24 protein-coding genes are annotated in these 22,312 nt (G+C 72.4%); 12 read left to right on the top strand and 12 right to left on the bottom strand.

Annotated features, from left to right (window positions below; genetic code table 11):
• Position 1: 1 nt before the first annotated feature.
• The 3 genes from VG276_18965 to VG276_18955 all read left to right on the top strand — a co-directional run bounded on the left by VG276_18965 (position 2) and on the right by VG276_18955 (position 3,302).
• Positions 2-928: an ABC transporter ATP-binding protein gene (locus VG276_18965; protein ID HEV8651415.1), complete on the top strand. Its 927-nt coding sequence runs from the start codon at positions 2-4 to the stop codon at positions 926-928.
• Positions 928-2,454, top strand: coding sequence for an ABC transporter permease subunit (locus tag VG276_18960; GenBank protein ID HEV8651414.1), 1,527 nt, complete (start codon positions 928-930; stop codon positions 2,452-2,454). Before VG276_18965 ends, VG276_18960 begins: the two co-directional genes overlap by 1 nt.
• Positions 2,455-2,555: 101 nt before the next feature.
• The gene (locus VG276_18955) at positions 2,556-3,302 is read left to right on the top strand and encodes an ABC transporter permease (GenBank protein HEV8651413.1); all 747 of its coding nucleotides are present in this window, start codon (positions 2,556-2,558) and stop codon (positions 3,300-3,302) included.
• A gap of 167 nt (positions 3,303-3,469) precedes the next feature.
• On the opposite strand, the gene VG276_18950 is transcribed toward VG276_18955, so the two are convergent.
• The gene (locus VG276_18950) at positions 3,470-4,039 is read right to left on the bottom strand and encodes a TIGR03086 family metal-binding protein (protein ID HEV8651412.1); all 570 of its coding nucleotides are present in this window, start codon (positions 4,037-4,039) and stop codon (positions 3,470-3,472) included.
• A gap of 407 nt (positions 4,040-4,446) precedes the next feature.
• Here VG276_18950 and purF point away from each other — a divergent pair, with 407 nt between their 5' ends.
• Together purF and purM are read left to right on the top strand one after the other, a co-directional pair.
• On the top strand, positions 4,447-6,087 hold the full coding sequence (purF, locus tag VG276_18945) for an amidophosphoribosyltransferase (GenBank protein HEV8651411.1): 1,641 nt from the start codon (positions 4,447-4,449) through the stop codon (positions 6,085-6,087).
• Positions 6,084-7,151, top strand: coding sequence for a phosphoribosylformylglycinamidine cyclo-ligase (gene purM, locus VG276_18940; protein HEV8651410.1), 1,068 nt, complete (start codon positions 6,084-6,086; stop codon positions 7,149-7,151). The genes purF and purM overlap by 4 nt, the downstream gene beginning before the upstream one ends.
• Positions 7,152-7,345: 194 nt before the next feature.
• Here the strand turns inward: purM and VG276_18935 are convergent, their stop codons facing one another.
• Both VG276_18935 and VG276_18930 read right to left on the bottom strand, forming a co-directional pair.
• A complete protein-coding gene (locus VG276_18935) occupies positions 7,346-8,587 on the bottom strand; it encodes a glycoside hydrolase family 3 N-terminal domain-containing protein (GenBank protein ID HEV8651409.1) in 1,242 nt (413 codons plus the stop codon).
• Positions 8,588-8,872: 285 nt separating this feature from the next.
• The gene (locus VG276_18930) at positions 8,873-9,949 is read right to left on the bottom strand and encodes a Glu/Leu/Phe/Val dehydrogenase dimerization domain-containing protein (protein HEV8651408.1); all 1,077 of its coding nucleotides are present in this window, start codon (positions 9,947-9,949) and stop codon (positions 8,873-8,875) included.
• 383 nt (positions 9,950-10,332) lie between these two features.
• Here VG276_18930 and VG276_18925 point away from each other — a divergent pair, with 383 nt between their 5' ends.
• On the top strand, positions 10,333-10,851 hold the full coding sequence (locus tag VG276_18925) for a hypothetical protein (protein HEV8651407.1): 519 nt from the start codon (positions 10,333-10,335) through the stop codon (positions 10,849-10,851).
• A 113-nt stretch (positions 10,852-10,964) separates the two neighbouring features.
• Here VG276_18925 and VG276_18920 read toward each other — a convergent pair whose 3' ends face one another.
• Positions 10,965-11,453 carry a hypothetical protein gene (locus tag VG276_18920; GenBank protein HEV8651406.1) on the bottom strand — a complete coding sequence of 163 codons (489 nt, stop codon included), beginning with the start codon at positions 11,451-11,453 and terminating at the stop codon, positions 10,965-10,967.
• Between the two features lie 38 nt (positions 11,454-11,491).
• Between VG276_18920 and VG276_18915 the strand changes: the two genes are divergently transcribed.
• The 3 genes from VG276_18915 (at position 11,492) to VG276_18905 (ending at position 14,521) form a co-directional block, all read left to right on the top strand.
• Entirely contained in the window at positions 11,492-12,319 is an 828-nt protein-coding gene (locus VG276_18915; GenBank protein ID HEV8651405.1) for a hypothetical protein, read from the top strand.
• A 174-nt stretch (positions 12,320-12,493) separates the two neighbouring features.
• Complete coding sequence (locus VG276_18910; protein HEV8651404.1) at positions 12,494-12,706, top strand: BldC family transcriptional regulator; 213 nt, start codon at positions 12,494-12,496, stop codon at positions 12,704-12,706.
• A 255-nt stretch (positions 12,707-12,961) separates the two neighbouring features.
• A complete protein-coding gene (locus VG276_18905) occupies positions 12,962-14,521 on the top strand; it encodes a sialidase family protein (protein ID HEV8651403.1) in 1,560 nt (519 codons plus the stop codon).
• Between the two features lie 254 nt (positions 14,522-14,775).
• Here VG276_18905 and VG276_18900 read toward each other — a convergent pair whose 3' ends face one another.
• Together VG276_18900 and VG276_18895 are read right to left on the bottom strand one after the other, a co-directional pair.
• Entirely contained in the window at positions 14,776-15,939 is a 1,164-nt protein-coding gene (locus tag VG276_18900) for a hypothetical protein (GenBank protein ID HEV8651402.1), read from the bottom strand.
• Positions 15,940-16,008: 69 nt separating this feature from the next.
• Complete coding sequence (locus VG276_18895; GenBank protein ID HEV8651401.1) at positions 16,009-16,251, bottom strand: hypothetical protein; 243 nt, start codon at positions 16,249-16,251, stop codon at positions 16,009-16,011.
• Positions 16,252-16,370: 119 nt separating this feature from the next.
• Between VG276_18895 and VG276_18890 the strand changes: the two genes are divergently transcribed.
• Positions 16,371-16,598, top strand: coding sequence for a hypothetical protein (locus tag VG276_18890; protein HEV8651400.1), 228 nt, complete (start codon positions 16,371-16,373; stop codon positions 16,596-16,598).
• An 8-nt stretch (positions 16,599-16,606) separates the two neighbouring features.
• Here VG276_18890 and VG276_18885 read toward each other — a convergent pair whose 3' ends face one another.
• Positions 16,607-16,852: a hypothetical protein gene (locus tag VG276_18885; protein ID HEV8651399.1), complete on the bottom strand. Its 246-nt coding sequence runs from the start codon at positions 16,850-16,852 to the stop codon at positions 16,607-16,609.
• A gap of 530 nt (positions 16,853-17,382) precedes the next feature.
• Between VG276_18885 and VG276_18880 the strand changes: the two genes are divergently transcribed.
• Positions 17,383-18,471 carry a P1 family peptidase gene (locus tag VG276_18880; GenBank protein ID HEV8651398.1) on the top strand — a complete coding sequence of 363 codons (1,089 nt, stop codon included), beginning with the start codon at positions 17,383-17,385 and terminating at the stop codon, positions 18,469-18,471.
• Positions 18,472-18,519: 48 nt separating this feature from the next.
• Here the strand turns inward: VG276_18880 and VG276_18875 are convergent, their stop codons facing one another.
• From VG276_18875 to VG276_18865, 3 genes are read right to left on the bottom strand one after another with little or no spacing between them, the layout of a single operon-like run.
• A complete protein-coding gene (locus tag VG276_18875) occupies positions 18,520-19,575 on the bottom strand; it encodes a hypothetical protein (GenBank protein HEV8651397.1) in 1,056 nt (351 codons plus the stop codon).
• On the bottom strand, positions 19,572-19,889 hold the full coding sequence (locus tag VG276_18870; protein ID HEV8651396.1) for a helix-turn-helix transcriptional regulator: 318 nt from the start codon (positions 19,887-19,889) through the stop codon (positions 19,572-19,574). Before VG276_18870 ends, VG276_18875 begins: the two co-directional genes overlap by 4 nt.
• Before the next feature lie 49 nt (positions 19,890-19,938).
• Positions 19,939-20,073 carry a hypothetical protein gene (locus tag VG276_18865; protein ID HEV8651395.1) on the bottom strand — a complete coding sequence of 45 codons (135 nt, stop codon included), beginning with the start codon at positions 20,071-20,073 and terminating at the stop codon, positions 19,939-19,941.
• Between the two features lie 76 nt (positions 20,074-20,149).
• Between VG276_18865 and VG276_18860 the strand changes: the two genes are divergently transcribed.
• A complete protein-coding gene (locus VG276_18860) occupies positions 20,150-20,815 on the top strand; it encodes a helix-turn-helix domain-containing protein (protein ID HEV8651394.1) in 666 nt (221 codons plus the stop codon).
• A 77-nt stretch (positions 20,816-20,892) separates the two neighbouring features.
• On the opposite strand, the gene VG276_18855 is transcribed toward VG276_18860, so the two are convergent.
• On the bottom strand, positions 20,893-21,084 hold the full coding sequence (locus tag VG276_18855) for a hypothetical protein (GenBank protein HEV8651393.1): 192 nt from the start codon (positions 21,082-21,084) through the stop codon (positions 20,893-20,895).
• Between the two features lie 33 nt (positions 21,085-21,117).
• On the bottom strand, positions 21,118-21,594 hold the full coding sequence (gene merB, locus VG276_18850) for an organomercurial lyase (protein ID HEV8651392.1): 477 nt from the start codon (positions 21,592-21,594) through the stop codon (positions 21,118-21,120).
• Between the last annotated feature and the right edge of the window lie 718 nt (positions 21,595-22,312).

The following is a 22,312-nucleotide window of genomic DNA, read 5'->3' as shown; positions in this document are numbered from 1 at the left end:
CATGAACGCAACCATCGAGATCCAGAACCTGCGGAAGCGCTACGGGACGACCGTCGCCGTCGACGGCCTGTCGTTCACCGTGGCCCCCGGCAGGGTCACCGGCTTTGTTGGACCGAACGGAGCCGGCAAGTCCACCACCATGCGGATGATCCTCGGCCTGGACGCGCCGGACGAGGGCAGCGCGCTGGTCGGCGGCCAGGCATACCAGCGCCTGCGCTGCCCGCTGCGGCAGGTCGGGGCGCTGCTGGACGCCGCGGCCTTCCACCCGGGCCGGCGTGCCCGGGACCACCTGCTGTGGATCGCGCAGAGCAACGGCATTCCCCGGCGCCGCGTCAACGAGGTGCTCGACCTGGTCGGGCTGGCCTCGGCGGCCCGCCGCCGGGCCGGCGGCTTCTCGCTCGGCATGCGCCAGCGGCTGGGCATCGCCGGGGCGCTGCTCGGCGACCCGCCGGTGCTGATGTTCGACGAGCCGGTCAACGGATTGGACCCGGAAGGCATCCGCTGGATCCGTGGGCTGCTGCGCTCGCTGGCGGCCGAGGGGCGTGCCGTGCTGGTGTCCAGCCACCTGATGGGCGAGCTGGAGGGCAGCGCCGACCATCTCGTCGTGATCGGCCGGGGCCGGCTCATCGTCGACACCAGCGTGCGTGACCTGCTCGCCGCCGCCTCGGGGGACCGGGTCGTTCTGCGCACCTCGAAGCGCTCGGAGGCCATGACCGTGCTCGCCAACGCCGGCGCCACCGTCGCCGCGACCGAGCGCGAACAGGCCACCGTCTCGGGCCTGCCCGCCGAACGTGTCGTCGCCCTGCTGACCGAGCATGGCGTGCCGTTCTCGGAGGTGGCGGCGCACCGTGCCTCGCTCGAAGAGGCCTACATGGAGCTGACCAGGGACGCGGTCGAGTTCGCCGCGTCGACGGGCGGGGAGGCGTGATGGCCACCACGACGGCAGACCGTCATGTGGACCGCCATGCGGGATGGGACGGCCGCGACAGCTTCGGCCGGCTCGTCCTCGCGGAGTGGACCAAGCTCAGGTCGGTGCCGAGGTGGGCCATGGCCATGCTGGCCGCGGTCGTGCTGACGGTCCTGGTCTCCGTGCTTACGGCATCGGGCAGCGGCTACGGCGCCGGCGGGCCGGGGTCTCCGATCGGCCCGGACGGGGGACGCGTCAGGGATGAGTTCTACTTCGTGCACCAGCCACTGACGGGCGACGGCGGCGTCACCGCCAAGGTGCTGTCGCAGACAGGGGTGGAGGGGGAGAGCCACGAGTGGGCCAAGGCCGGCGTCATCATCAAGGAGAGCACCGAGCCCGGGTCGCAGTACGCGGCGATGATGATCACCCCGGGCCACGGCGTCCGGCTGCAGTCCAACTTCACCACCGACCGGGCCGGAAGCGAGGCCGCCACGGCCCCGCGCTGGCTGAGGCTGACCCGCTCCGGCACCTCCGTCACGGGCTACGAGTCCGCCGACGGTGCCAACTGGACCCAGGTCGGCACGGTCCAGCTGCCATCACTGCCGCGGCGGGTCGAGGTCGGGCTCTTTGTAGCTTCGCCCTTCGCGATCAAGGTCGAGCGGCAGTTCGGCAGCGGGTCGGTGGGTGCCTCGCCAACTTCCAGCACCGCCAGGTTCAGCGACGTGGTCGTGACGGCGGCGCAGCCGGGCCGGCCGGCGCCCTGGAGCGATCAGGCCATCGGTGGGTCCGACCGGGTGCCCGAGTCGCTCCTTGGCAGCGCCACCCAGGCCGGAGGGGTCTTCACGGTCACGGGATCCGGCGACATCGCGCCCAGCCCGCAAGACGTCGACGGCGTCAGGCAGAGCCTCACCGGTGTCTCCGTCGGGGTCATGGTCATCGTCGCCGTCGCCGTGTTGTTCATCACCTCCGAATACCGGCGGGGCATGATCCGCACGACCTTCGCCGCCAGCCCGCGGCGCGGCCGGGTCCTGGCCGCCAAGGCGATCGTCGTCGGCGCCACCTCCTTCGTCGTCGGCCTCGTCGCCAGCTTCGCCTCGGTCCTGCTCGCACTGCCGATCCTGCGCGCGAACGGCCTCGCGCCGCCCGCCTTCCAGGTCCCGTCGCTGTCGGACGGGCCGGTCCTGCGCGCGATCGCCGGCACCGCCGCGGTCCTGGCGCTGTTCGCGGTGCTGGGCCTCGCCGCCGGCGCGATCCTGCGCCGCAGCCCCGGCGCGATCATCGTCGTCGTCGTGCCGCTGCTCATCCCGCAGCTCATCGCCGGCGCCCTGCCGCTCGCGGCCGCCCGCTGGCTGATGCTGGCCACACCGGCCGCCGGGTTCTCGATCCAGCAGACAACCGTCCAGCGGTACGACTTCGTGAACAGCATCTGCCTGCCCGAGGACGGCTGCTTCACCACCGGGCCGTGGGTGGGGTTCGGCGTGCTGTGCGCCTACACCGCGGTCGCCCTGGCCGCCGGGTTCTGGCTGCTCCGCCGGCGGGACGCGTGAACGCCACGACCGGGGCCGAGCCCCCCGCGGCCGCCATCGGGTGCGGCCGTGGCCACAACCTGAGGCGTGCCGTGCACGCGGAGTGGACCAAGCTGCGGACGGTGCCGAGCACCCCCTGGCTGGTGCTCGCGGCCGTCGCCTTCACCGTGGCGGCCAGCGCCGCGCTGACCGCGTCGGTGGACACGTCCTTGTGCCCGTCACCGCTGGAGTGCCACGAGGACACCACCAAGCTCAGCCTCGGCGGTGTGCAGTTCGGCCAGGCCGCCATCGTCGTGCTCGCGGTGCTCGCGATCACCGGGGAGTACGGCACCGGGACGATCCAGACGACCCTGGCCACCAGGCCCCGCCGGGCGGCGGTCCTGCTGACCAAGGCAGCGGTCGTGACCGCGACCGTGCTCGCCGCCGGCACGCTGGGCGTACTCGGCTCCCTGGCCGCCGGGCGCGCCATCCTGCCAGGGAACGGGTTCACCGCGGCCAACGGGTACCCGCCCCTGTCGCTTGCTGACGGGCCGACGCTGCGCGCCGCGGCAGGCAGCGTCCTCTACCTCGGCCTGGTCGCGCTGCTCAGCGTCGGCGTCGGCACAGCAGTCCGGGACTCCGCCGGAGCGATCGTCACCGTCCTCACCCTGCTCTACGTCTTCCCGGTGATCGCCACGTTCGTCACCGATCCGCAGTGGCATGAGCGGCTCGAGAAGCTCGCGCCGATGACCGCGGGGCTCATGATCCAGGCCACCAGAGGCCTCGAGCGGCTTCCCCTCCGGCCGTGGGCGGGCCTGGCCGTCCTGGCCGCGTACGCCGGCGCGGCCATGCTCCTCGGGGTCGTCCTGTTCGCGACCCGCGACGCCTGACCAGGCGGTGCCGCTTCACCCGGGCCGACCAGTTGCGGGTGCGGTGCAGGACCGACCCGCCTGGCGGCACCGCGTTCGCGCGCTGGCCGCTGCTATAGCCCAAGCGGCGTGCCGCCTCTGGCCTGCAATTCAGAGCTGACAACCTATCTAGATCCGCTGGGCAGACCCTAGAGGTTCCTCCCGAACATCGCCAGCAGCCTGGCCTGGAGTCCGGCGTCCTCTGGCAGCTCGGGCCTGGGGCCGATCGCGCCGGCCGACCGGTAGCCGTCCTCCATCGACGTGAACCAGGAGGCGCACGCCTCGACCAGCTCGGGGTCGAGCCGCTCGTCGGCGCCGATGGCCCGGGCGAGGTCCCAGGCGTGGACGAGGTGGTCGGCGAACAGCTGCATCACGTACTCGCGCGCCGGCGTGCCCCCGGACGACAGGTGCACGGTGCGGTCCAGCGCGCCCGGGGCGGCCACTGCCGCGAGCGCCCGGCTGGCCGAGTCCTCCCAGGCGGCCTTGGGGTCGTCGCCGAGCAGATCACCCTCGAAGCGGTCGCCGATCTCGGCGATCGTGCGGCCGCCGAGCAGCGGCGGCGTCCAGCGGTTCTCGTAGACCAGGTGGTTGACCAGGGTCCGCACGTCCCAGCCGTCGTTGGGCGTGGCCAGGTTCCACTGGTCGTCCTTGATCGCCTCGACCCGGGCGCCGAAGGTGTCGGCGGCGCGCCGGTGCAGGTCCTGCTGGTCGTCCGTCATTTGGTGCGCTCCTCTCGTGCTGCCGTGCTGCTGGATCCGCTGCCGTGCTGCTGCATCTGCTGCGGCCTTGGCCGGTGCCGGCGGCACCCCCCCTCAGCCGCAGCGTGCCCGCCCGCGTCTGCCGCGCATTTGGCCAGGTCACAGCCTTGACGTTCGGAATGCACGGCTAGTACCCCGCCTCGGGGTCGACTGCTGGCACCTTACACGAGCCGGTCGGCCACGCCCGCCGACCAGGTCGACGCCGCGCTGGCCAGCTACGTCCAGGAGCGCCGCCTCGCCGTGGGCGGCGCCACCTCGACCACGCTGCCGGCCGGCCAGCTCCCGGGGCGGCGCCTCCCCGGCCGTGGCGGGTCCGGGTGCTACCATCGGAGCGCTTCCCCGCATCGTATCCCGGTCACGGGAGGATCATGCTCGACGCTGACCATCCACGAGAGGCGTGCGGGGTATTCGGGGTCTGGGCCCCCGGCGAGCCAGTCGCCAACCTGGTCTTCTACGGGTTGTACGCGCTCCAGCACCGCGGCCAGGAGTCGGCCGGCATGGCCGTCGCCGACGGTCGCAACATGCTCGTCTACAAGGAGATGGGCCTGGTCAGCCAGGTGTTCGACGAGCCGGCCCTGGCCACCCTGCAGGGCCACCTGGCCATCGGCCATACCCGCTACTCGACCACCGGTGGCTCCTGCTGGGAAAACGCCCAGCCGACGTTCAAGACCAACGCGGCCGGGGGCGGCATCGCGCTCGCCCACAACGGCAACCTGACCAACACCGCCGAGCTCGCCGCCGAGCTGGATGGCCAGGGCGCGGCCGTCCCGCCCGCCACCACCGACACCGACGTGATCGCCGAGCTGCTGGCCCGCGAGGCCGACCTGCCGCTCGAGGAGGCGATCATGCGGACCATGCGGCGCCTGCAGGGCGCGTACTCGCTGGTCGTCATGGACGAGCGGACCGTCTGGGGCGTGCGCGACCCGCACGGCGTGCGCCCGCTGTGCGTCGGGCGCCTCCCGGGCGGCTGGGTGATCGCCTCCGAGACCGCCGCCCTGGACATCGTGGGCGCCTCCTACGTCCGCGAGGTAGAGCCGGGCGAGATCGTCGCCGTGGACGAGCTTGGTCTGCGCTCGCGCCGGTTCGCCCCGGCAACACCCCACCTGTGCGTGTTCGAGCACGTCTACCTGGCCAGGGCCGACTCCCTGCTCGGGGGCAGGAGCGTCCACCAGGTCCGCCGTGCCCTTGGCGCCGCCCTGGCCCGGGAGGCGCCGGTCGAGGCCGACCTGGTCATCCCGGTGCCGGACACCGCGGTCAGCGCGGCCGGGGGCTACGCCGAGGCGAGCGGCATCCCCTACGGCGAGGGGCTGATGAAGAACCGCTACGTGGGGCGGACCTTCATCCAGCCGAGCCAGTCCATCCGCCAGCTCGGCATCCGCCTGAAGCTGAACCCACTGCGCGAGGCCATCCGGGGCCGGCGGCTGGTGGTGGTCGACGACTCGATCGTGCGCGGCAACACCACCAAGGCGATCGTCGGGATGCTGCGCGAGGCGGGCGCCAGGGAGGTGCACGTCCGCATCACCTCGCCGCCCGTCCGGTGGCCGTGCTTCTACGGCATCGACATGTCCACCCGTAGCGAGCTGATCGCCAGCAACCTGCTGACCGAGAAGATCGGCGCCTATATCGGGGCGGACTCCATCGGCTACCTCTCCCTCGAGGCGATGACCCAGGCGGCTTCCCCGGACGCCCGCGGGCTCTGCACCGCCTGCTTCACCGGCAGCTACCCCATCCCGCTCGACGCCCGCGTCCAGGGCAAGTCGGTGCTCGAGAGCGTCGGCGTGCCAGCCCGCTCCCCCACGGACGGCCGGGCCGGGGACGCTCCGGCCGTGGTCGAGCCGGTGGCCGCCGGGCGCCCGGGGGCCGCGCCGGTGGCCGCTGGGCGCCCCGCGCCCAGTCCGGTGGTCGCCGGCCGCCCCGGGGCCGAGGCGGTGGCCGCCGGGTCCCGCGGGGCCGAGGCGGTGGCCGCTGGGCGCCCTGGGGCCGAGGCGGGCGGCGCGCCGGTCCTGTGACCGGTGCGGGGGGTCCCGAGCGGGCCGGCCCGGCTCCCGCGGCGCTGCGAGAGGGCGGTGGCCTGACCTATGCCGGCGCAGGCGTGGACGTGGATGCGGGCGACCAGGCGGTCGCCATGATGCGCGCGGCGGTCGAGGCGACCCACGGGCCCCGGGTGCTCGGCGGCCTGGGCGGGTTCGCCGGCCTCTGGTCCTTTGACCCGGCACGGTGGCGGGACCCGGTGCTGGCCAGCTCGGCCGACGGGGTGGGCACCAAGCTGCTGGTCGCCCAGGCCCTCGGCCGGCACGACACGGTCGGGCTCGACCTCGTCGCCATGGTGGTCGACGACCTTGTGGTGGCCGGGGCCGAACCGCTGTTTCTGCTCGACTACCTGGCCGTCGGGCGCCTGGACCCCGGGCGGGCGGCCACGATCGTGGCCGGGGTGGCGGAGGGGTGCCGCGTGGCGGGCTGCGCCCTGCTCGGCGGGGAGACCGCCGAGCATCCCGACGCGATGGAGCCGGACGCCTACGACCTCGCCGGCTTCGCGGTGGGTGTGGTGGAGCGGGACCGGCTGCTCGGCCCGGACCGCGTGCGGGCCGGGGACGTGCTGCTCGCGATGGCCTCGACCGGCCTGCACGCCAACGGGTTCTCGCTGGTCCGCCATGCCCTGGCCCGGGCTGGGGTCGGCTACGAGCGGGTGCTCCCCGAGCTGGGCGCCCCGGTCGGCGAGGTCCTGCTCACGCCGACCCGCATCTACGCCAGGGACGTGCTCGAGCTGGTGGCCTCCGGCGTCGAGCTGCACGCGCTCTGCCACGTCACCGGCGGGGGCCTGCCAGGCAACCTGCCCCGCAGCCTGCCCCCCGGGCTGGCGGCCAGGGTCGACTGGGCCTCCTGGGAGCCGCCTCCGATCTTCCGGGTGGTCAGAGACCTGGGCGGGGTGGCCGATGCCGAGATGGCGCGGTCCACGAACCTGGGCGTCGGGATGGTCGGCGTTCTCCCAGCCGGCGGGGCCGCGCAGGCCATCGAGCTGCTCGCCGCCCGCGGGGTCGACGCCTGGGTGATGGGCGAGGTGACGCCCTCGTAGCCGAGCCCAGGGGCTGGTGGGCTCCTCCATCATGCGCATCGGGCAGCTCGGCGCCGGGTGCGCTCTCGTAGCCGATAGCCGAGCCGGGGGTTGGTGGGGCTCCCCGATCATGCGCATCGGGTTGGCTCCGGCGCCGGGTGGCGCCTTCGTAGCGGAGCCCAGGGCTGCTGGACGTTCGAGCGGGGAGGCCCGTCCTACCCGCAGCGGTCCCAGCGGTGCTGGCCCTTGAACCGCTCGACCCGGAGGAACGCCTGGCGCACGCGCGGGCGGGAGAGGCGCCCGGCCGCCACCGCCCGTTCCAGCCGGTCGATCACGGCGGTGACCGGCTGGTGGTCGGCGCCGACGAGGACCTGGTCGCTGCCTGCGGCGACCGCCAGCTCGGCCGCCTCGGGCAGGCTCCGCGAGCGCACGATCGCGCCCATCTCGAGCGCGTCGGTGACCACCAGCCCGTGGAACCCGAGCTCCTGGCGGAGGAGCCTGCCGGCCACGACCGGCGACAGGCTGGCGGGCCGGCGCGGGTCGAGCTCGGTGACGAGCAGGTGGCCGAGCATCACCCCGGGCAGGCCGGCGCGGATCGCCTCCTGGAACGGCGGCAGGGCGCGGGCGCGCAGGTCGGCCATTGACGACCCGACCACCGGGAGCTGGAGGTGGGAGTCGGTGGTGGACTCGCCATGGCCCGGGAAGTGCTTGCCGACCGCGGTGACGCCGCCGGCCCGCAGGCCGCGCAGGAACGCCACGCCGGCCCGACCGGCGGTGACCGGGTCGGAGCCGAACGAGCGGTCGCCGATGACGCTGCCTGAGGCGGCGGTGACGTCGAGGACCGGGGCGAAGTCGGCGGTGACGCCGAGCCCGGCCATCGCCCTGCCCAGGCGCTCGGCGTACCGCTCGATCCGCCCGGGCGGCATGCGCCCGAGCGCCCGGGCTGATGGCGTCTGCGGAACGATGCCGGCCAGGCGGGCCACGCGGGTCCCGGGCTCCTGATCGACCGCGATCTCCAGAGGGATCGACGCCCGCGCCTGCAGGCCCTTGACCAGCGCGCGGACCTGAGGACCGGACACGACGTTGCGCTTGAACAGGATGAGGCCGCCCACGCCCCGCCTGACCAGCTCGAGGTTCTCGGCGTTGGGCCGGGTGCCCGGGAAGCCCACGATCACGAGCTGCGCCAGCTGGGTCCTCAGGGGCGGGAGGGTGCACCCGGGCGCCTGCCCGTGCCCGGTCGTGCCGGTCGCCGCGGGTGCAGGCGCGGCCGTGGTGGCGGCGCTGGTGCCCGGCCCGCCAGCCGGGCCGGGCCCGCCGGTCCGGGGCGGCGCGGGCGGGGGGGAAGATGGCGAGGTCGCCGCCAGCCGCTGGATGGCGAGCGGGGAGAGGAGCGCGAGCACGATGGGAGCGATGAGCCACCGCGGGAAGCGCGGCGACCGGGCGCCGGTTCGGAGCATCCAGCCTGGCCTCGGAGACGAAGGGGCGGCACAACTCTACCGGGTCCAAGGGGCGGCACGACTCCGCCGGGTCCGGGGGGCAGTAGACTGCCGGCCGGCGCCCGGTAGCCGTCGTTCCGACAGAGCCGTTGACGACTGGCGCGGGATCGATCGGGGGCAGAAGGCCCCCCCGGGCTCCTGGGGCCCCCGGGCTCCTGGGGTTCCTGGGGCTCCTGGGTTCCTGGGGCTCCCGGGCTCCTGGGGCTCGGGGCTGCCGGGCTCCCGCTCTGGCCGCTGTGGCCGGGCCTACTTAACCCCCGGGAGGACCCTGACCAGCCTGAGCCGCCCCACGTCGCGCATGCGGTCCTCGGCCATGCGGTCGGCCGCCTCGCTGGTCGGGATCCCGTCCTCCTTGGCCCGGTGGAAGATCGTCCGGAGCGCCGGGAAGATCCCCTCGATCTGGGCCCTGGCCCGCTCGGCGGAGTAGCCGCGCAGCTCGTCGGCCACGTTGATGAGCCCGCCCGAGTTGATCACGTAGTCGGGCGCGTAGAGGATGCCCAGCTGGCGCAGGGCGAAGCCGTGCTCGCGGCGGGCGAGTACGTTGTTGGCCGAGCCGGCGATCGCGGCGCACTTCAGCTCGGGCAGGGTGTCGTCGTTGACCACCGCACCCAGCGCGCATGGGGCGAAGACGTCGCACGCGACCGCGTGCACCTTGGCCGGCTCCACGGTGTCGGCCCCGAAGGCGTTGACCGCCCTGGCCACTTGGTCCACGTCGACGTCGGCGACCGTGAGCCGGGCATCTGCCTCGTGGAGCATGCGGCACAGGTGGTAGCCGACCTTGCCGACGCCCTGGACGACGACGTGGAGGCCGGCGAGGTCGTGCTGCTTCCAGACCTCCTCGGCGACCGCCTGCATGCCCGTGAAGACGCCCAGGGCGGTCATGACCGAGGGGTCGCCAGCGCCGCCGTGCGCGACCGACTGGCCGGTCACGAAGCGGGTCTCGCGCGCGACCACGTCCATGTCGGTGGTGAAGGTGCCGACGTCCTCAGCGGTGATGTAGCGGCCGCCGAGGCTCTCGACGAAGCGGCCGTAGGCCCGCAGCAGCGTCTCCGACTTGACCCGCTTGGGGTCGCCGATGATGACCGCCTTGCCGCCCCCGAGGTCCAGGCCTGCGGCAGCGGCCTTGTAGCTCATGCCGCGGGCGAGCCGCAGCACGTCCGCCAGGGCGTCCTCTTCGGTGGGGTAGGGGTAGAAACGGGTCCCGCCGAGCGCGGGGCCGAGGGTGGTCGAGTGGATGGCGATGATGGCCTTGAGGCCGGATGCCGGGTCGTGGTTGTAGACGACCTGCTCGAACTCGCCACCCATGAGCTCGAAAGCTCCCACTGGATGGACCTCCTGGACGGGCACCCAGCGGGTTCGCCGCCGGGAAGCAAGCTGCCCGACGGGGGTCGCCCGTCGGTGGGCAACGTACGCGTCCAGCTTAGTACCCATGCTTCTGTCGCGCGCGCCGCGCCGACCAGCGCCGATGCACCGGGATGCCGTCTGACCAGCCGGAACGCTGGTTGTTGTGGGTGGGTGTCGGGTGCTCGCGTGTGCACGGAATGTGCAACGACCCCGCCTACTCGTCGGCGCGGTGCTCCTCGAGCCAGCTCTCCACGTCGGCCCGCCCGGTGGGGGCACGGCTCCTGTTGCAGCTGGGCCTTAGACTGTCCGACCATATGATCGCGTTCATTGATGAGTCGGTCCGCACGGGCCAAGGTGGTCTGTTGTATGTGGTGGCGGCCGCCACCGTGATCCAGGGCGAGACCGACAGAGCACGCGATGAGCTTCGCAAGCTCCTGCTGCCACGTCAGCGCTCCATCCACTGGCACAGTGAGCGGCCTCCTCGCCGCTTCGCCATGCTTGAACGCCTCGCAGAGGTCGACGTCATGGCGCTGGCCTGCTCGTATTTCCCCACCACTGCCAAACGGCAGGAGCTTGCCCGTAGGGTCAGCCTGAGCAGCCTGGTTGGTGATCTTCGCGGTGAGGGGATTCACGAGCTGATCATCGAGACTCGCGGCGAGGGACTCGATCGGCAGGATCGGCAGACGCTGCTCCACGCCCGTGACGCTGGCCTTGCGGGTGGCACGATGGTCTACAAGCACGTGGGGAAGCTGGAGGAGCCGTTGCTGTGGGCCGCCGACGCGGTCGCGGGATCGATCTCCCTCCACCTGGCCGGTGAGGACAGCACCTACTTCGCCAAGCTGCAGGCGTCGCTGCTGAAGGTGCGCCAGGTCGGCCCATAGCGTGCGTCGGCCCGGGCTCCCGCCGTCCGGCGGGGATTCCCGGGCCTCCTTCCGAGGGCTTAGCGCCCCCGGCACTCCCATAGTGTGGCGTGCCACACGGGGCGGGTCAAGGATCATCGCGGGGGGTCACGGTCGGCCCCGGCGCCGACCGTGGACAGCTCGTCCTCGGAGAGCCACCACAGCCAGAACGCGCCGAGGGCGGCCTTGTGCTCATCCTCGGCGTTCCAGTCCAGGTCGGGCAGCACTGACGCCTCGTAGTCGTGCTGCGGGGGGTAGCGCAATCGCTCAGGGAAGGTGAGGCGGGGGCCGTCCCGCCTGATGCCCGCCTGCTCGCACCAGGTGAGGAACTTGCCGGCCTCCATCTGGACGCGTATGTCCCAGAGGGCGAGCCGGTTGCGCTCGGCCAGTGGGCTGCCCGCGTTCCTGCGGGGCTTCAGCGGCTCCCACCAGTCGGGCGGCATGTTGGCGGCGCCCTCGCGCACGAGGCGGCGCGCGCCCTCCCGGACGGCCGCGTTGACCTGGACCTGTTCGGCGACGTGCCGCAGGGTCGCCTCGTCGAGGGTGACGCCGTAGTCGGACGCGAGCTGCTCGAGCGCGGCCATGAGGGTCGTGAACCTTCCACCGTATACTTCTGTCCGACATGAAGGCTCACGCCTGCGCGGCCTACCTGCGTGTCTACCAACCGTTGGCCGCCTTCCCGCCTGGGGAGCGGGCGGAGTGGGCGGCCTATGTCGAGTCGGGGCAGACGCTCCCGGCCAGCCTGCTCATCGGCCGTGAGGAGCGGCGCGCGCTGGCCAGGGCGCTCGGGCTCGCCGTCGGGCCCGAGCGGGAGCACGCGCTCATCCAGCGGGTGGGCGCGATGGTGTACGTCTGCCCGCTCCGGACCGAGCTGCGCACGCTGCAGTCGCTGGTAGCCTTCCACAGCTCCCTGCCCGACGAGGTGGCCGCCGCGTTCGTCCCCGCGCACGAGGTCCAGCGGGCGGTCAGCACCCTCGACCGCCTGCGGCGGGAGCAGCCGGCGTCCCGCAGCCACATCCAGCTCGCGGTCTGGTACGTGCCGCTGCCCTGGTTCACCCCGTTCGACGGGTCGGAGCGCCGCCTCGCGCACCCCGACGGGGACCTCCCCGCATGCCTCACCTACCAGACGTCGATGTCCAAGGCCCAGGCGCGGGTCTCCCGGGCCCTGCGGGTGCTCCAGGAGCTGATGGAGGACGGCGAGATCGCCGGCGCCGTCGAGGAGCTGCGCGACTGGCTCCACGGGTTCGACCCCGACAGCCTGGTCCAGCTCGACTACGGAGGGCTAACGAGAGCGGTTCCGTACGCCGATCTGATCGAGGACCAGTCGGCATCCGACGTGTGGGAGGCCCTCGAAGCCTTGGAAGAGGGAGATCTTGAGCGGTCAAGCGTTATCTACGGGTCGCTCACGGAGCGGTGGTCCGCGCTCCGGGGACGGGAATCCAGCAATTGATCGTCTCGTCCTTTTTGCTAAAGACCTGGCGGTGACGTGCCGATAGTCCTAGTAGGCAGGACGGGAAATAGCCCTAAGTTGCTATGGTCTGTCCCATTCGACGCCTCTAGGATATTCAGGATCTCCGCGAGAATCCGGTCTCGACGGGGAGGGCTCCAAGGTGAGGTGGCAACCATGTCCGCCAGTCGTACCGTGCAGGCCGCGCCGGTGCCGGAGGCGCTGCTCACTCCGGCCGAGGTCGCCGCGTTGTTCCGCGTCGACCCCAAGACTGTGACCCGTTGGGCGAAGGCAGGCAAGCTGTCGAGCATTCGGACCCTGGGCGGGCACCGACGCTACCGCGAGACCGAGGTGCGGCAGCTGCTCCGCGGCGTCGAAGCCGGCAACTAGCCCTTCGGCCCGCGTGACCGGCCGCAGAGGGGGGGCCGGACGCTCAGACGGCGCCTCTACGGAGGCGCCGTCTGCGTGTCCGCGTCCCGTCACGCCGCCGAGGGCTCCTCCGCAGCCGGGCGACGCGCGCGCCGTCGCCAGGACACGACATCCCGGGTCATCACGGAGGGTGTCCGCCCCCGCGGTCTTGACAGTCCGCGGGGCGGGGTGGAGGGTGGGTGTCCGTTTTCGCACGATCCCAAGGAGGGGACTGGTATGCGACGTGCGAGATTCCGGATCGCCCTGGCGGCGTCACTCGTACTCCTGGTCGTGGTCGGCGTCGGTTCGGCGGCGGCCGGGCCGTTCAGCAGCGGTCCGCTGGTGCAGGTCTCGGGGGCGAGCCTGATCGCTGCCTGCGACGGCGACGACGGCAACGTGGGGGGGACCAGCTTCGTCAACAGCGAGGTCGAGCCGTGGCTGTCGGTGGACCCGTCGAACCCGAGCGTGATGATCGGGGCCTGGCAGCAGGACCGGTGGAGCAACGGGGGCTCCGAGGGCCTGGTCACCGCCACCAGCACCGACGGCGGGGCCAGCTGGACTCTCAACGCCCAGACCAAGTCGTCGAAGTGCACCGGAGGGACGGCGGCAAACGGCGGATTCTACGAGCGGGCCTCGGACCCGTGGGTCGCCATCTCGCCGAACGGGACCGCCTACCTCATGAGCCTGTCGGTGAACTCCAACCCGGGCGGCCTGGCCAACGCGTACCCGAGCGCCATGCTGGTGATGCGCTCCAAGGACCATGGCGCCAGCTGGGAGGACCCGGTCACGCTGATCCGTGACGAGAGCCCGAACGTCCTCAACGACAAGAACTCGATCACCGCCGACCCCAACGACTCCAGCTTCGTGTACGCCGTCTGGGACCGGCTCGTCTCGCCGCCGAGCGGAACGCCGAACCAGGACGCCTTCGAGAACTCCCGGGCGTTCCAGGGTGACGTGTACCTGTCCCGCACCACCAACGGCGGGAACACCTGGGAGCCGGCCAGGAAGATCTTCAAGGCGGGGACCATCGCGCAGACGATCGGCAACCTGGTCGTCGTGCTTCCCGACAACGCGGCCTTCAACGGCGAGCTGCTCGATGTGTTCACGCTGTTCCGCGGCACCAAGAACGAGAACAACACCCGCGGCTTCCACATCGCCGCGATCCGCTCGTCCGACCACGGCCAGACCTGGTCGAAGCAGGAGACCATCATCAGCGACTTCCGCAGGGGGATCGTGGTCGACCCCGACGACGCCAGGGCCCACCGCACCGGGGACATCAACCCCGAGGCGGTCGTCGACCCCACGAGCGGCGCCACCTACGTCGTGTGGCAGGACAGCCGGTTCGGGCCGCGCTCGAGCATCGCCTTCTCGCAGTCGCTGGACGGCGGGCGCACCTGGTCCTCGCCGATCCGGGTCAACAAGACCCCCCCGCCGGCTGCGGGTGAGCCGGCCGGCAACGCGCAGGCCTTCACCCCGATGGTGCAGGTGCTGAACGACGGCACCGTGGCGGTGAGCTACTACGACTTCCGCAACAACACCGCCGACGGCGGCGCCACCACCCCGACCGACGCCTTCGTGGCCCACTGCCACGCCAACTGCTCCAGCCCCGCGAGCTGGGGGGACGAGACCCAGGTGACCGGCGCCTCGTTCGACAGCCGCAAGGCCCCCGTGGCCCGGGGGTTCTTCCTGGGTGACTACGAGGGGCTCGGCTCCGACGGGTCCGCCGTCTTCCCGTTCTTCGCCATGACCCACGACTCGGACCCGGCCAGCATCTTCGTCCGGAGGGTCGGCCCGTAAGGACCGCACTGCGACCGCCACGAGGGCCCCGGCAGCTCGCCGGGGCCCTCCTCATGCCCCCGACGTGGTGGCCGTGGGGGCACCGGCATGCCGGGTCGTGATGGGTGGGGCACCGGCATGCCTGGAGGTGGTGGCGTGGGGGCACCGGCATGCCGGTGCCCCCACGCTCGGGCAGCCTGGCCGCTACCTGCTTGTGCCAGCCGCTACCTGCTCATGCCCAGTGCGCCGCCCTCCAGGGCGGTGGTGCGAGGATGTCAAGGGTAGACCTCGATCCGCAGCAGGGCGCGGACGTGCTCGAAGTGGTTGACGATCGTCGCCTGGGGGCTGCCGGCGAACAGCAGGCCCACCGCGAAGTCGTCCTGGGTGCCGGGCTGGGAGCGCGGCGCGGAGCTGAGCACGAGCGACCCGGAGTCGCCGCCGGCCGAGATGTTCGTCGTGACGATCTGGTCGAGGAACCGGGCGATCCGCCCTCCGCCGTAGTTGACGTCGATCGTCGCGTTGGTGGCGATCACACGGCCGAGGGTGAAGTTCGTTGTCCGGCCGGTCTTCTTGACCCGGTCGCCGACCCGCAGCCGCGCGCGCGGGTACCAGCCGCGCGGCACGCCGCTCCAGTAGACCTCGCGCTCGAGGTCGTGGAACTCACCCTCGGCGATCGCGGCGTCGACCAGGTTGCGATGCAGGGCCCGGGGCACGGGCGGCTCGAACGTGATCGGTACGAAGCGGCTCAGGCGGGCGATCCGGTCTGCCGGGTCGGTGCCGCCGTCGAATGGCCCCGGCTGCAGGATCGGGTCGCCGATCATGGCATTGTTCGAGTTGGCCAGGACGTGGTTGTTGCTGAGGATGTAGAACTTGGTCGGGATCCCCATCCCGGGTGCCGGGGGGTTCACCGTGGCCCCGGGCAGGAAGTCGTACACACAGGTCGCGATCGTCCCAGCGGTGATCTTGGCATGCCCCACCGAGTAGCCGCCTCGCGCCGGGCGAGCTCGCCGGGCGAGCGCCTGGACGCCGACCTCGAGCTCCTGGCCGGCCAGCCCTTCGACCAGCCGGCCCTGGTCGCGCTCAGGGAACCGCAGCACCGCCCGCTGGGGGCTGCCGAGCTGCATCGGCTCGCCGATGCCGTCGCGCGGCTCCGCCCCGGCGCGCTCGCGCAGGAGCTGCTGGGCCATCACGGTGCCGATCGCGACCACGTCGGTCTGCTTGCCTGCGATCTCGGCCGGGACGCGGTCGGCCTCGGGCACGTCGAGCTTCTGCTCGACGAGCACGAGCAGGGCGTCCTGCCCGGTCGGCTGGTTGTTCGTCCACTTCACGCCATGCCCAAACCCGATCACGTTCGGTGGGCGCCGGTCGGGATCCAGCAGGCGCTCGGTGGCCGCCTGCGCCACCGCGCTGTCGAGCTCTGCCCCCTCCGGCATGGCCATGCGATCCCTGTCTTCACGTGCAACCGCCATGAGTTACCCCCCCTGTCGTCCGCATCGGTGCGGCGCGCTCTAGTCGGTCAGGCCGGGCGGCGGCGCGCTCGGCTCACCGATCTCGACTACCTCGGTCGGGAAGCCTTCGATCTGTTGGGGGATCACCTCCTCGGGCGAGAGCTGCGACCCGGGCACCTTGCGGCGCACCAGGACGACGATCACGTCCCTGCCGTCCACGGTCTCCGACGACACACCCACCACGTTGGGCAGGGCGAGCAGGTGCCGCTCATGCCGTTGACGGACCTCGTCGATGCTTCTCACGACCACCTCCGTGACGAGGTTACGATGCTCGGGTCACTTGCCTCGCTTGTCAAGAGTCTTCTTCTCGCTCGATACGGCCGATCTACCAGATAACCGCGCACACGCTCCTGAGGAACCGGATGCTGCCCGACCGTTGCCCATGGTGCGACGCCGACCTGACCGGCGACCCCGTCCCTGATGCCGACCAGGCCATGGCGGGCGCGACCCATTTCTGCCGTGTTGTCGGGCTGAGCGACGGTGTCGCGGTCTACGCCTGGCGCTGCCCCGAGTGCGCCTATGTCTGGACGCCCACCAAGCCCCCGCCCGCACGACCGTTCTACCCGTTCACGGTCGTGGTCGACCGCTGATCCTCCACCTACCTCTGGCCTTCAAGGCGAAGCACGACGATTCCGTGCTCAACACGCCGGCGCTTGCTGGGGTCCTTCGCGAGCGCCTCAGCGAAGCCCCGCGCGATGTTGAAGAACGTGATGTGCTGCCTGTACGCGAGCGTCGTGGTGTCGTCTCCGATGTTGCCCGCTCGTTCAAGGCGTCCTTCCAGCTCCCGGATGCCTTTGTCCAGCTCCTCTCGCAGAACCGCGAAGTTGTAGGGCTCTTGCGTCATGGCCTCTCCCTGCTTGGCGGGGAGCGCGGCGGCCGGGGCTGGTATCACCCAACCGCCGCGCGTCCCCTGCCGACCGCCGCGCCCTGTGTCGCGGACGGCCAGCTCTCGACTACCGGCGGTCGGGCTGGAGGCGGTCAAGCCAGTGCTTGCCGCGCCCGATGAAAGAGAGAGGGTCGAGCGGAACGCTCACGCTCGGACCTGTACAGTCCATGTGTCGGGCCTCCTGTGGGGCTCGGCCACGGCGGGCGGAGGGCTGGTATCCCTCGCGCCCGCCACTCACGTACAGACGCGTTTTACTCCAGAACGGCACTTCGGCGCTACCCTGCGCACTCCTCGCGCGCTTACGGAGCTTGACCTCCACTCCTCCGGCCGTCCTCGGCCCCCAACAGACTCACCGGACAGCGTTGGCTGGCACGTTGGCCAGTAGGCGCGGGTGACCCAGACGGCCTCCGACGGCTGGCTGGTCACCGCAGGAGGGGGTCGGCCAGCGCGGCGACCCGCGGACCTGGCGGAGCTGATACGGTCCGTCGGTGCGCGCCCGCGAGCTCGGCATCGAGATCGGCCCGCTCCAGCCCGGGCCGGCCGACGCGATCACCGACGTGGCCGGTGTGCTGGTCGGCCATACCACGCTGATCGAGGGGGACGGGGTGCGCACCGGCGTCACGGTCGTGCTCCCCCACGACGGCAACCCGGGCGGCGACCCCGTGTTCGCCGGCTGCCACCGGGTCAACGGCAACGGCGAGCTGACCGGGCTCGAGTGGGTGCGCGAGTCGGGCATGCTCACCTCGCCCATCGGGCTCACCAACACCTTCAGCGTCGGGGTGGTGCGCGACGCCCTGGTGGCGACCGGTCGCACGGCCGGGCTGCCGGTGGTCGGCGAGACCTGGGACGGCGCCCTCAACGACATCGACGGCCAGCACGTGCGGGCCGAGCACGTGCACGCCGCCCTGGCCGCCGCGGCTGCCGGGCCGGTCGAGGAGGGCGGCGTGGGTGGCGGCACCGGCATGATCTGCCACGGGTTCAAGGGGGGCATCGGCACGGCCTCCCGGGTCGTCGACCCGGCGGCCGGCGGCTGGACGGTCGGCGTCCTCGTCCAGGCCAACCACGGCCGGCGGGAGCGCTTCCGGGTCGACGGCCTGCCGGTCGGCGCCGTGCTCGGCGACGACGAGATCCCCCTGCCCCGGCCGCGCCCGGAGGGGCCGCGGAGCGCCGGCTCACCCTCGGGCGCCGGCTCGATCATCGTGCTGGTGGCCACCGATGCGCCCCTGCTGCCCGGCCAGTGCGACCGGCTCGCCCTGCGGGCCAGCTTCGGCATTGCTCGCAGTGGGGGCGTCGGTGAGCACTCGAGCGGCGACCTGGTGCTCGCCTTTGCCACCGGCAACCGCGGGCTGCCGGTCGGCGAGTCAGGGCCGCAGGGCGAGGTCGAGGTGCCGGTACGGATGCTCTCCAACGCCTACATCAACCCGTTGTTCGACGCGGTCGTGGACGCCACCGAGGAGGCGATCCTGAACGCCCTGCTGGCAGCCAGGACGATGACCGGCTGGGCGGCCACGGTCTCCGCCTTGCCCGAGGAGGCGCTGGTCGGCGCACTGGCCCGTCTCGGCCGGCCGCCCGGGTAGCAGAGCCTCTCAGGAGCACCACGGCCGGCCCGTCCGGCCATCACACCGTCAGGCCACTGGTGTCCTGCGCGGTCGGCTGGCGCCGAGTGCACCGCCGAGGGCGCCGATGGCGAGGCTGAGGAGCGGGATCCACAACAGCATCATGATCGAGCCGCCCAGGCTGTCGCCCACCACGTAGGTGGTGATGTCTGGCAGCCCGCTCTCCCGGAACGCATGGACGGTGTAGGCGTCGGTCGGGATCAGCCGGCTCGCTGCGGCAGCGGCATACGTCCCACACATCCCGCCGACGAACAGGGTCAGGGCGCCGACCAGCCCGGTCCACAACCCGGTCTCGATCCCGGCTCGCGCGTCGCCGCTGGACCGCGCGGCCATGGTGACGGTGACGGTGACGGCGGCGGCGACGGCGACGGCGGCGGCCAGCCAGCTCCAGCCGGTCAGGGGCTTGCCGTGGCCGAGGGTGGCGGCGGCGCTCCCGACGACCGGCAGGCCGCCCACGACCAGCCCGCCGACCAGCCCGTAGCGACGGACCACGACGATGTGGGATGTGGCTGCCCGGGGTGGGATGAGGGCCATCCAGGTGTAGCCGGTCAGCATCGTCGCCAAGATCACCGACAGGAAGACCAGCACCGAGTCCCAAGGACCTCCTGCTGCCTCGGGGTAGTGCACCACGCCGTACAGCGTCACGCCGACACAGCTGGCGACGCCGAGCAACAGGACAGCCCGCAGGATCCCCCCTGGGCCGGCCTGGGAAGCGGCAGCCGCCCGGGACCGGAGCAGAGCCATCCAGACGCAGCCGGCCAGCATCGCCGCGAACAGCACCGCGAAGACCTGCGTGGCGGGCGACACCCTGTAGATCCCCAGACCCACGCCGGCGGCGCCGACCACGACGGCGGCCCGCACCGCCAGCCCGGGGGGCTCCGCCACACGCGGTGGGGCCAACGCCACCCGGACGCAGCCAAGGGCAAAGCGCCACCTCGCCGCGCGTCCCTTGATCTGGTCGAGCTCGGCCAGCATGGCCTGGCCCCAGTCCCGCCGCTCGGGTGGCAACAGGCGGGTGGCCAGCGCCACCAGGCGCCGAGCCACATCATGGCCGGCCTGGCTCACCACGCGCCTCGCGGCTCGGGTCGCTGCCGCGGCCGGCCCGAGCCGGCCGCGGGGGCCAGCTCAGCGGCCAGCTCCAGGCCGCGGGTGCGCAGCCGGTACAGGTGTCGGGGGGGCCGCCCGGCGGGCGGGTTGGTCTCCCAGGCCGCTTCCAGCAGCTCCCGGTCGGCCAGGCGCATCAGGATCGGGTACAGCGAGCCGGCCTTGAGGCCGATCTCCTGGCCCAGCTCGTAGCCGTAGCGCCATGCGGTGGGCTCGGCGGCCAGGGCGCGCAGCACCGCCACGGTCTGGGGTGAGAGGCGTCGTGCGCGGGGCATGCCGGGAACTCTATCTATATAGAGCTAGCATGGCAAGGTCCGGATAGAGCTAGCGTGGCGCGGGCTCGCCGTCGGGCCACTCGGCCAGCAGCCAGCGCACCGGCAGCGCCCCGCCGCCCTCCCCGGCTGCCTGGCGCGCCTGGCGGCGTGGGCTGACCCCGGCCGGGCGCACCCACAGCGCCAAGAAGCGGCCGCGTTGCAGCCCCCTGCTCCCACGCCTCGGAAGTTGACCTACTGAGCCGAATGGGCTTGCCGGGCCGGTGAGCAGAGCCGGCAGCCCAGTCCCCACGGTCGGTTCCGGGCGGCCCTACCACTCCCCCCGCCGCCAGGAGGCGGCCAAAGAGACCCGCCGGCGCATCCGCCAGGCCGCCCACCAGCTGTTCACCGGGCAGGGCTATGCGGCCACCTCGATCCGCGCGGTCGCCGAGCGCGCTGGCGTCGCCGAAAAGACCGTCTACCTGGCCTTCCCCACCAAGCTCGACCTGCTCAAAGAGGTCGTCGAGGTCGCCATCGTCGGCGACGACCAGCCCATCCCGGTCGCCGAACGAGACTGGTGGCAGGCCATGGCAGGCGAACCAGACCTGGTCCGCAAGCTCGAGCGCCTCGCCGACGCCAGCCTGGCCGTGCACCTGCGCACCGCCGAGGTGTTCGAGATGGCCCGGGGCGCCGCCGCGGCCGACCCCCACGCCGCCGAGCTGTGGCGGTTCGGAAAACGCGCCCACCGCACCGACTGCGAACGCCTGGCCGACAACCTGGTCGCCCACCCCACGATCCCGGCCGGCGTGGACCGCGACCGCCTCGTCGCCACGCTGTTCACCCTGCTCGGCCCCGAGACCTACCGGCAGGTCGTGGTCGACCTCGGCCGCACCCCCGACCAGTATCGGGCCTGGCTGCTCGACAGCCTGCGCCGACTGCTCGGCAACTGACCCAGGTCCCAAGGCTGGGGAACAACCCGTTACCCCTATCCTGCCCGAGCCCGGACCAGCCTCGGCGGGCGCCGGCACTACTGCGTCAGCGACCAGAACGCTCCGGTGAGCCCGACGACGTCGAGGACGGCCTGGCGCTCGGCCGGGGTGCGGCGGCGCCAGTCCAGGTCGAAGCGGTCGTCGTACCAGCGTCGGGCGAGCGACCACAGCTGCTCGATCGTGATCGTGGCGCCGGGCCGCAGGCCCCGCTCGGCGCACCAGCGCCGCACGTGCTCCTCCGACCGGAAGAGCAGGATGGTCGCTCAGGTGAAGCCGATGCTGCGCCACCAGTCCCTGGCGGCCACGGCGAAGTGCACCGCGCCGTCACCGGCCGGGCGGCCGGCGGCGACCTCGACGCGCAGCTCCTGACCGCAGTCGGGGCAGGCGGTCGCCACCCACCCGTCGACGTCGAGCACGGCGAGGATGGCGAGCGCGTCCCAGATGCAGTTGCCCCACCAGCGGCGCGCTCCCGAGCCGACCAGGAACGAGGTGGGCACCGCCGAGAACGGCTCGGCCATCCAGACGTAGGAACTGCCAGGCAGCAGCACCAGCGCGTCGGCCTTGGTCGCCAGCTCCTCGAGGACGCGCTCGGCGTGGCTGGGGGTGAGGTCGAAGGCCCGTGCCAGCTCGACCGGCGTGGGCGCCCGGCCGGTGTCGGCGAAGTGCCGGTAGACCTGCAGCCGCACCCTGCGCGCCAGGTCGGCCGCCTCGCCGGCCGCCGGCGAGACCGGATCTGGCATCGCTCCCTCCTGACCGCTGTCCGTCCGGTGCGGCGACGTCCAAGCATCCCACGCCGCGTGTTCGCGTAGTCGATCGGGTCGCGGGATGATGGGCGGATGCGAGAGAAGCCCGTCCGGCTACGCCCGATCGAGGAGGCGGACCTGGACGCGCTGCGCCGGCTCGACACCGATCCCTCGGTGAGCGAGCTTCCGGATGATCACTGCTCCGCTCCTCGGGTCGAGGGTCAGTCGTTGACCTCTCGTTGAACACTGGTGCAAGCGGAGTGCCGTCTGTGGTGGGCAGGGACGGGATCGAACCGCCGAACCTTCCAGTTTTCAGGCAGGCGCCGCTCATCCGGGCACGTCCAGGACCATCCGGCCTGAGCCGCATTCGTCCTGCTCAGCAGGGGTAGAGGGCGGACTCGTCGTCCGCGTTGGTCCGGGCCCGTCCGCCCCGGTGCGGGCAGCTCCGGCAGAACGTCGGCAGAATCACGAGGCCCGGCCTGGCGACGGCCTGGCCGCAGGATGGACGACCTCAAGCGCCGGCAGCTTGCATTGGTCATACTGCCGCCATGTGGGTGATCGTGGGCTGCATCGTGCTGGTGCTCGCCGGGCTGGCCGCCGTGGTCCGCTGGGGCGGCCTGGCGGTCGAGCCGCCGCCCGCGCCGGCACCGCCCACGGCCGGCCCGACCGCCCCGCCGCCGGTGGGCGTCGTCGTCCGCCGCTACCTCTGGTACCT

The sequence above is a fragment of the Actinomycetes bacterium genome (assembly GCA_036000965.1).
In the GTDB taxonomy this organism is placed as follows: domain Bacteria; phylum Actinomycetota; class CALGFH01; order CALGFH01; family CALGFH01; genus DASYUT01.
Note: the sequence above shows the minus strand (reverse complement) of the source record. Positions and strands in the feature narration are given on the sequence as shown.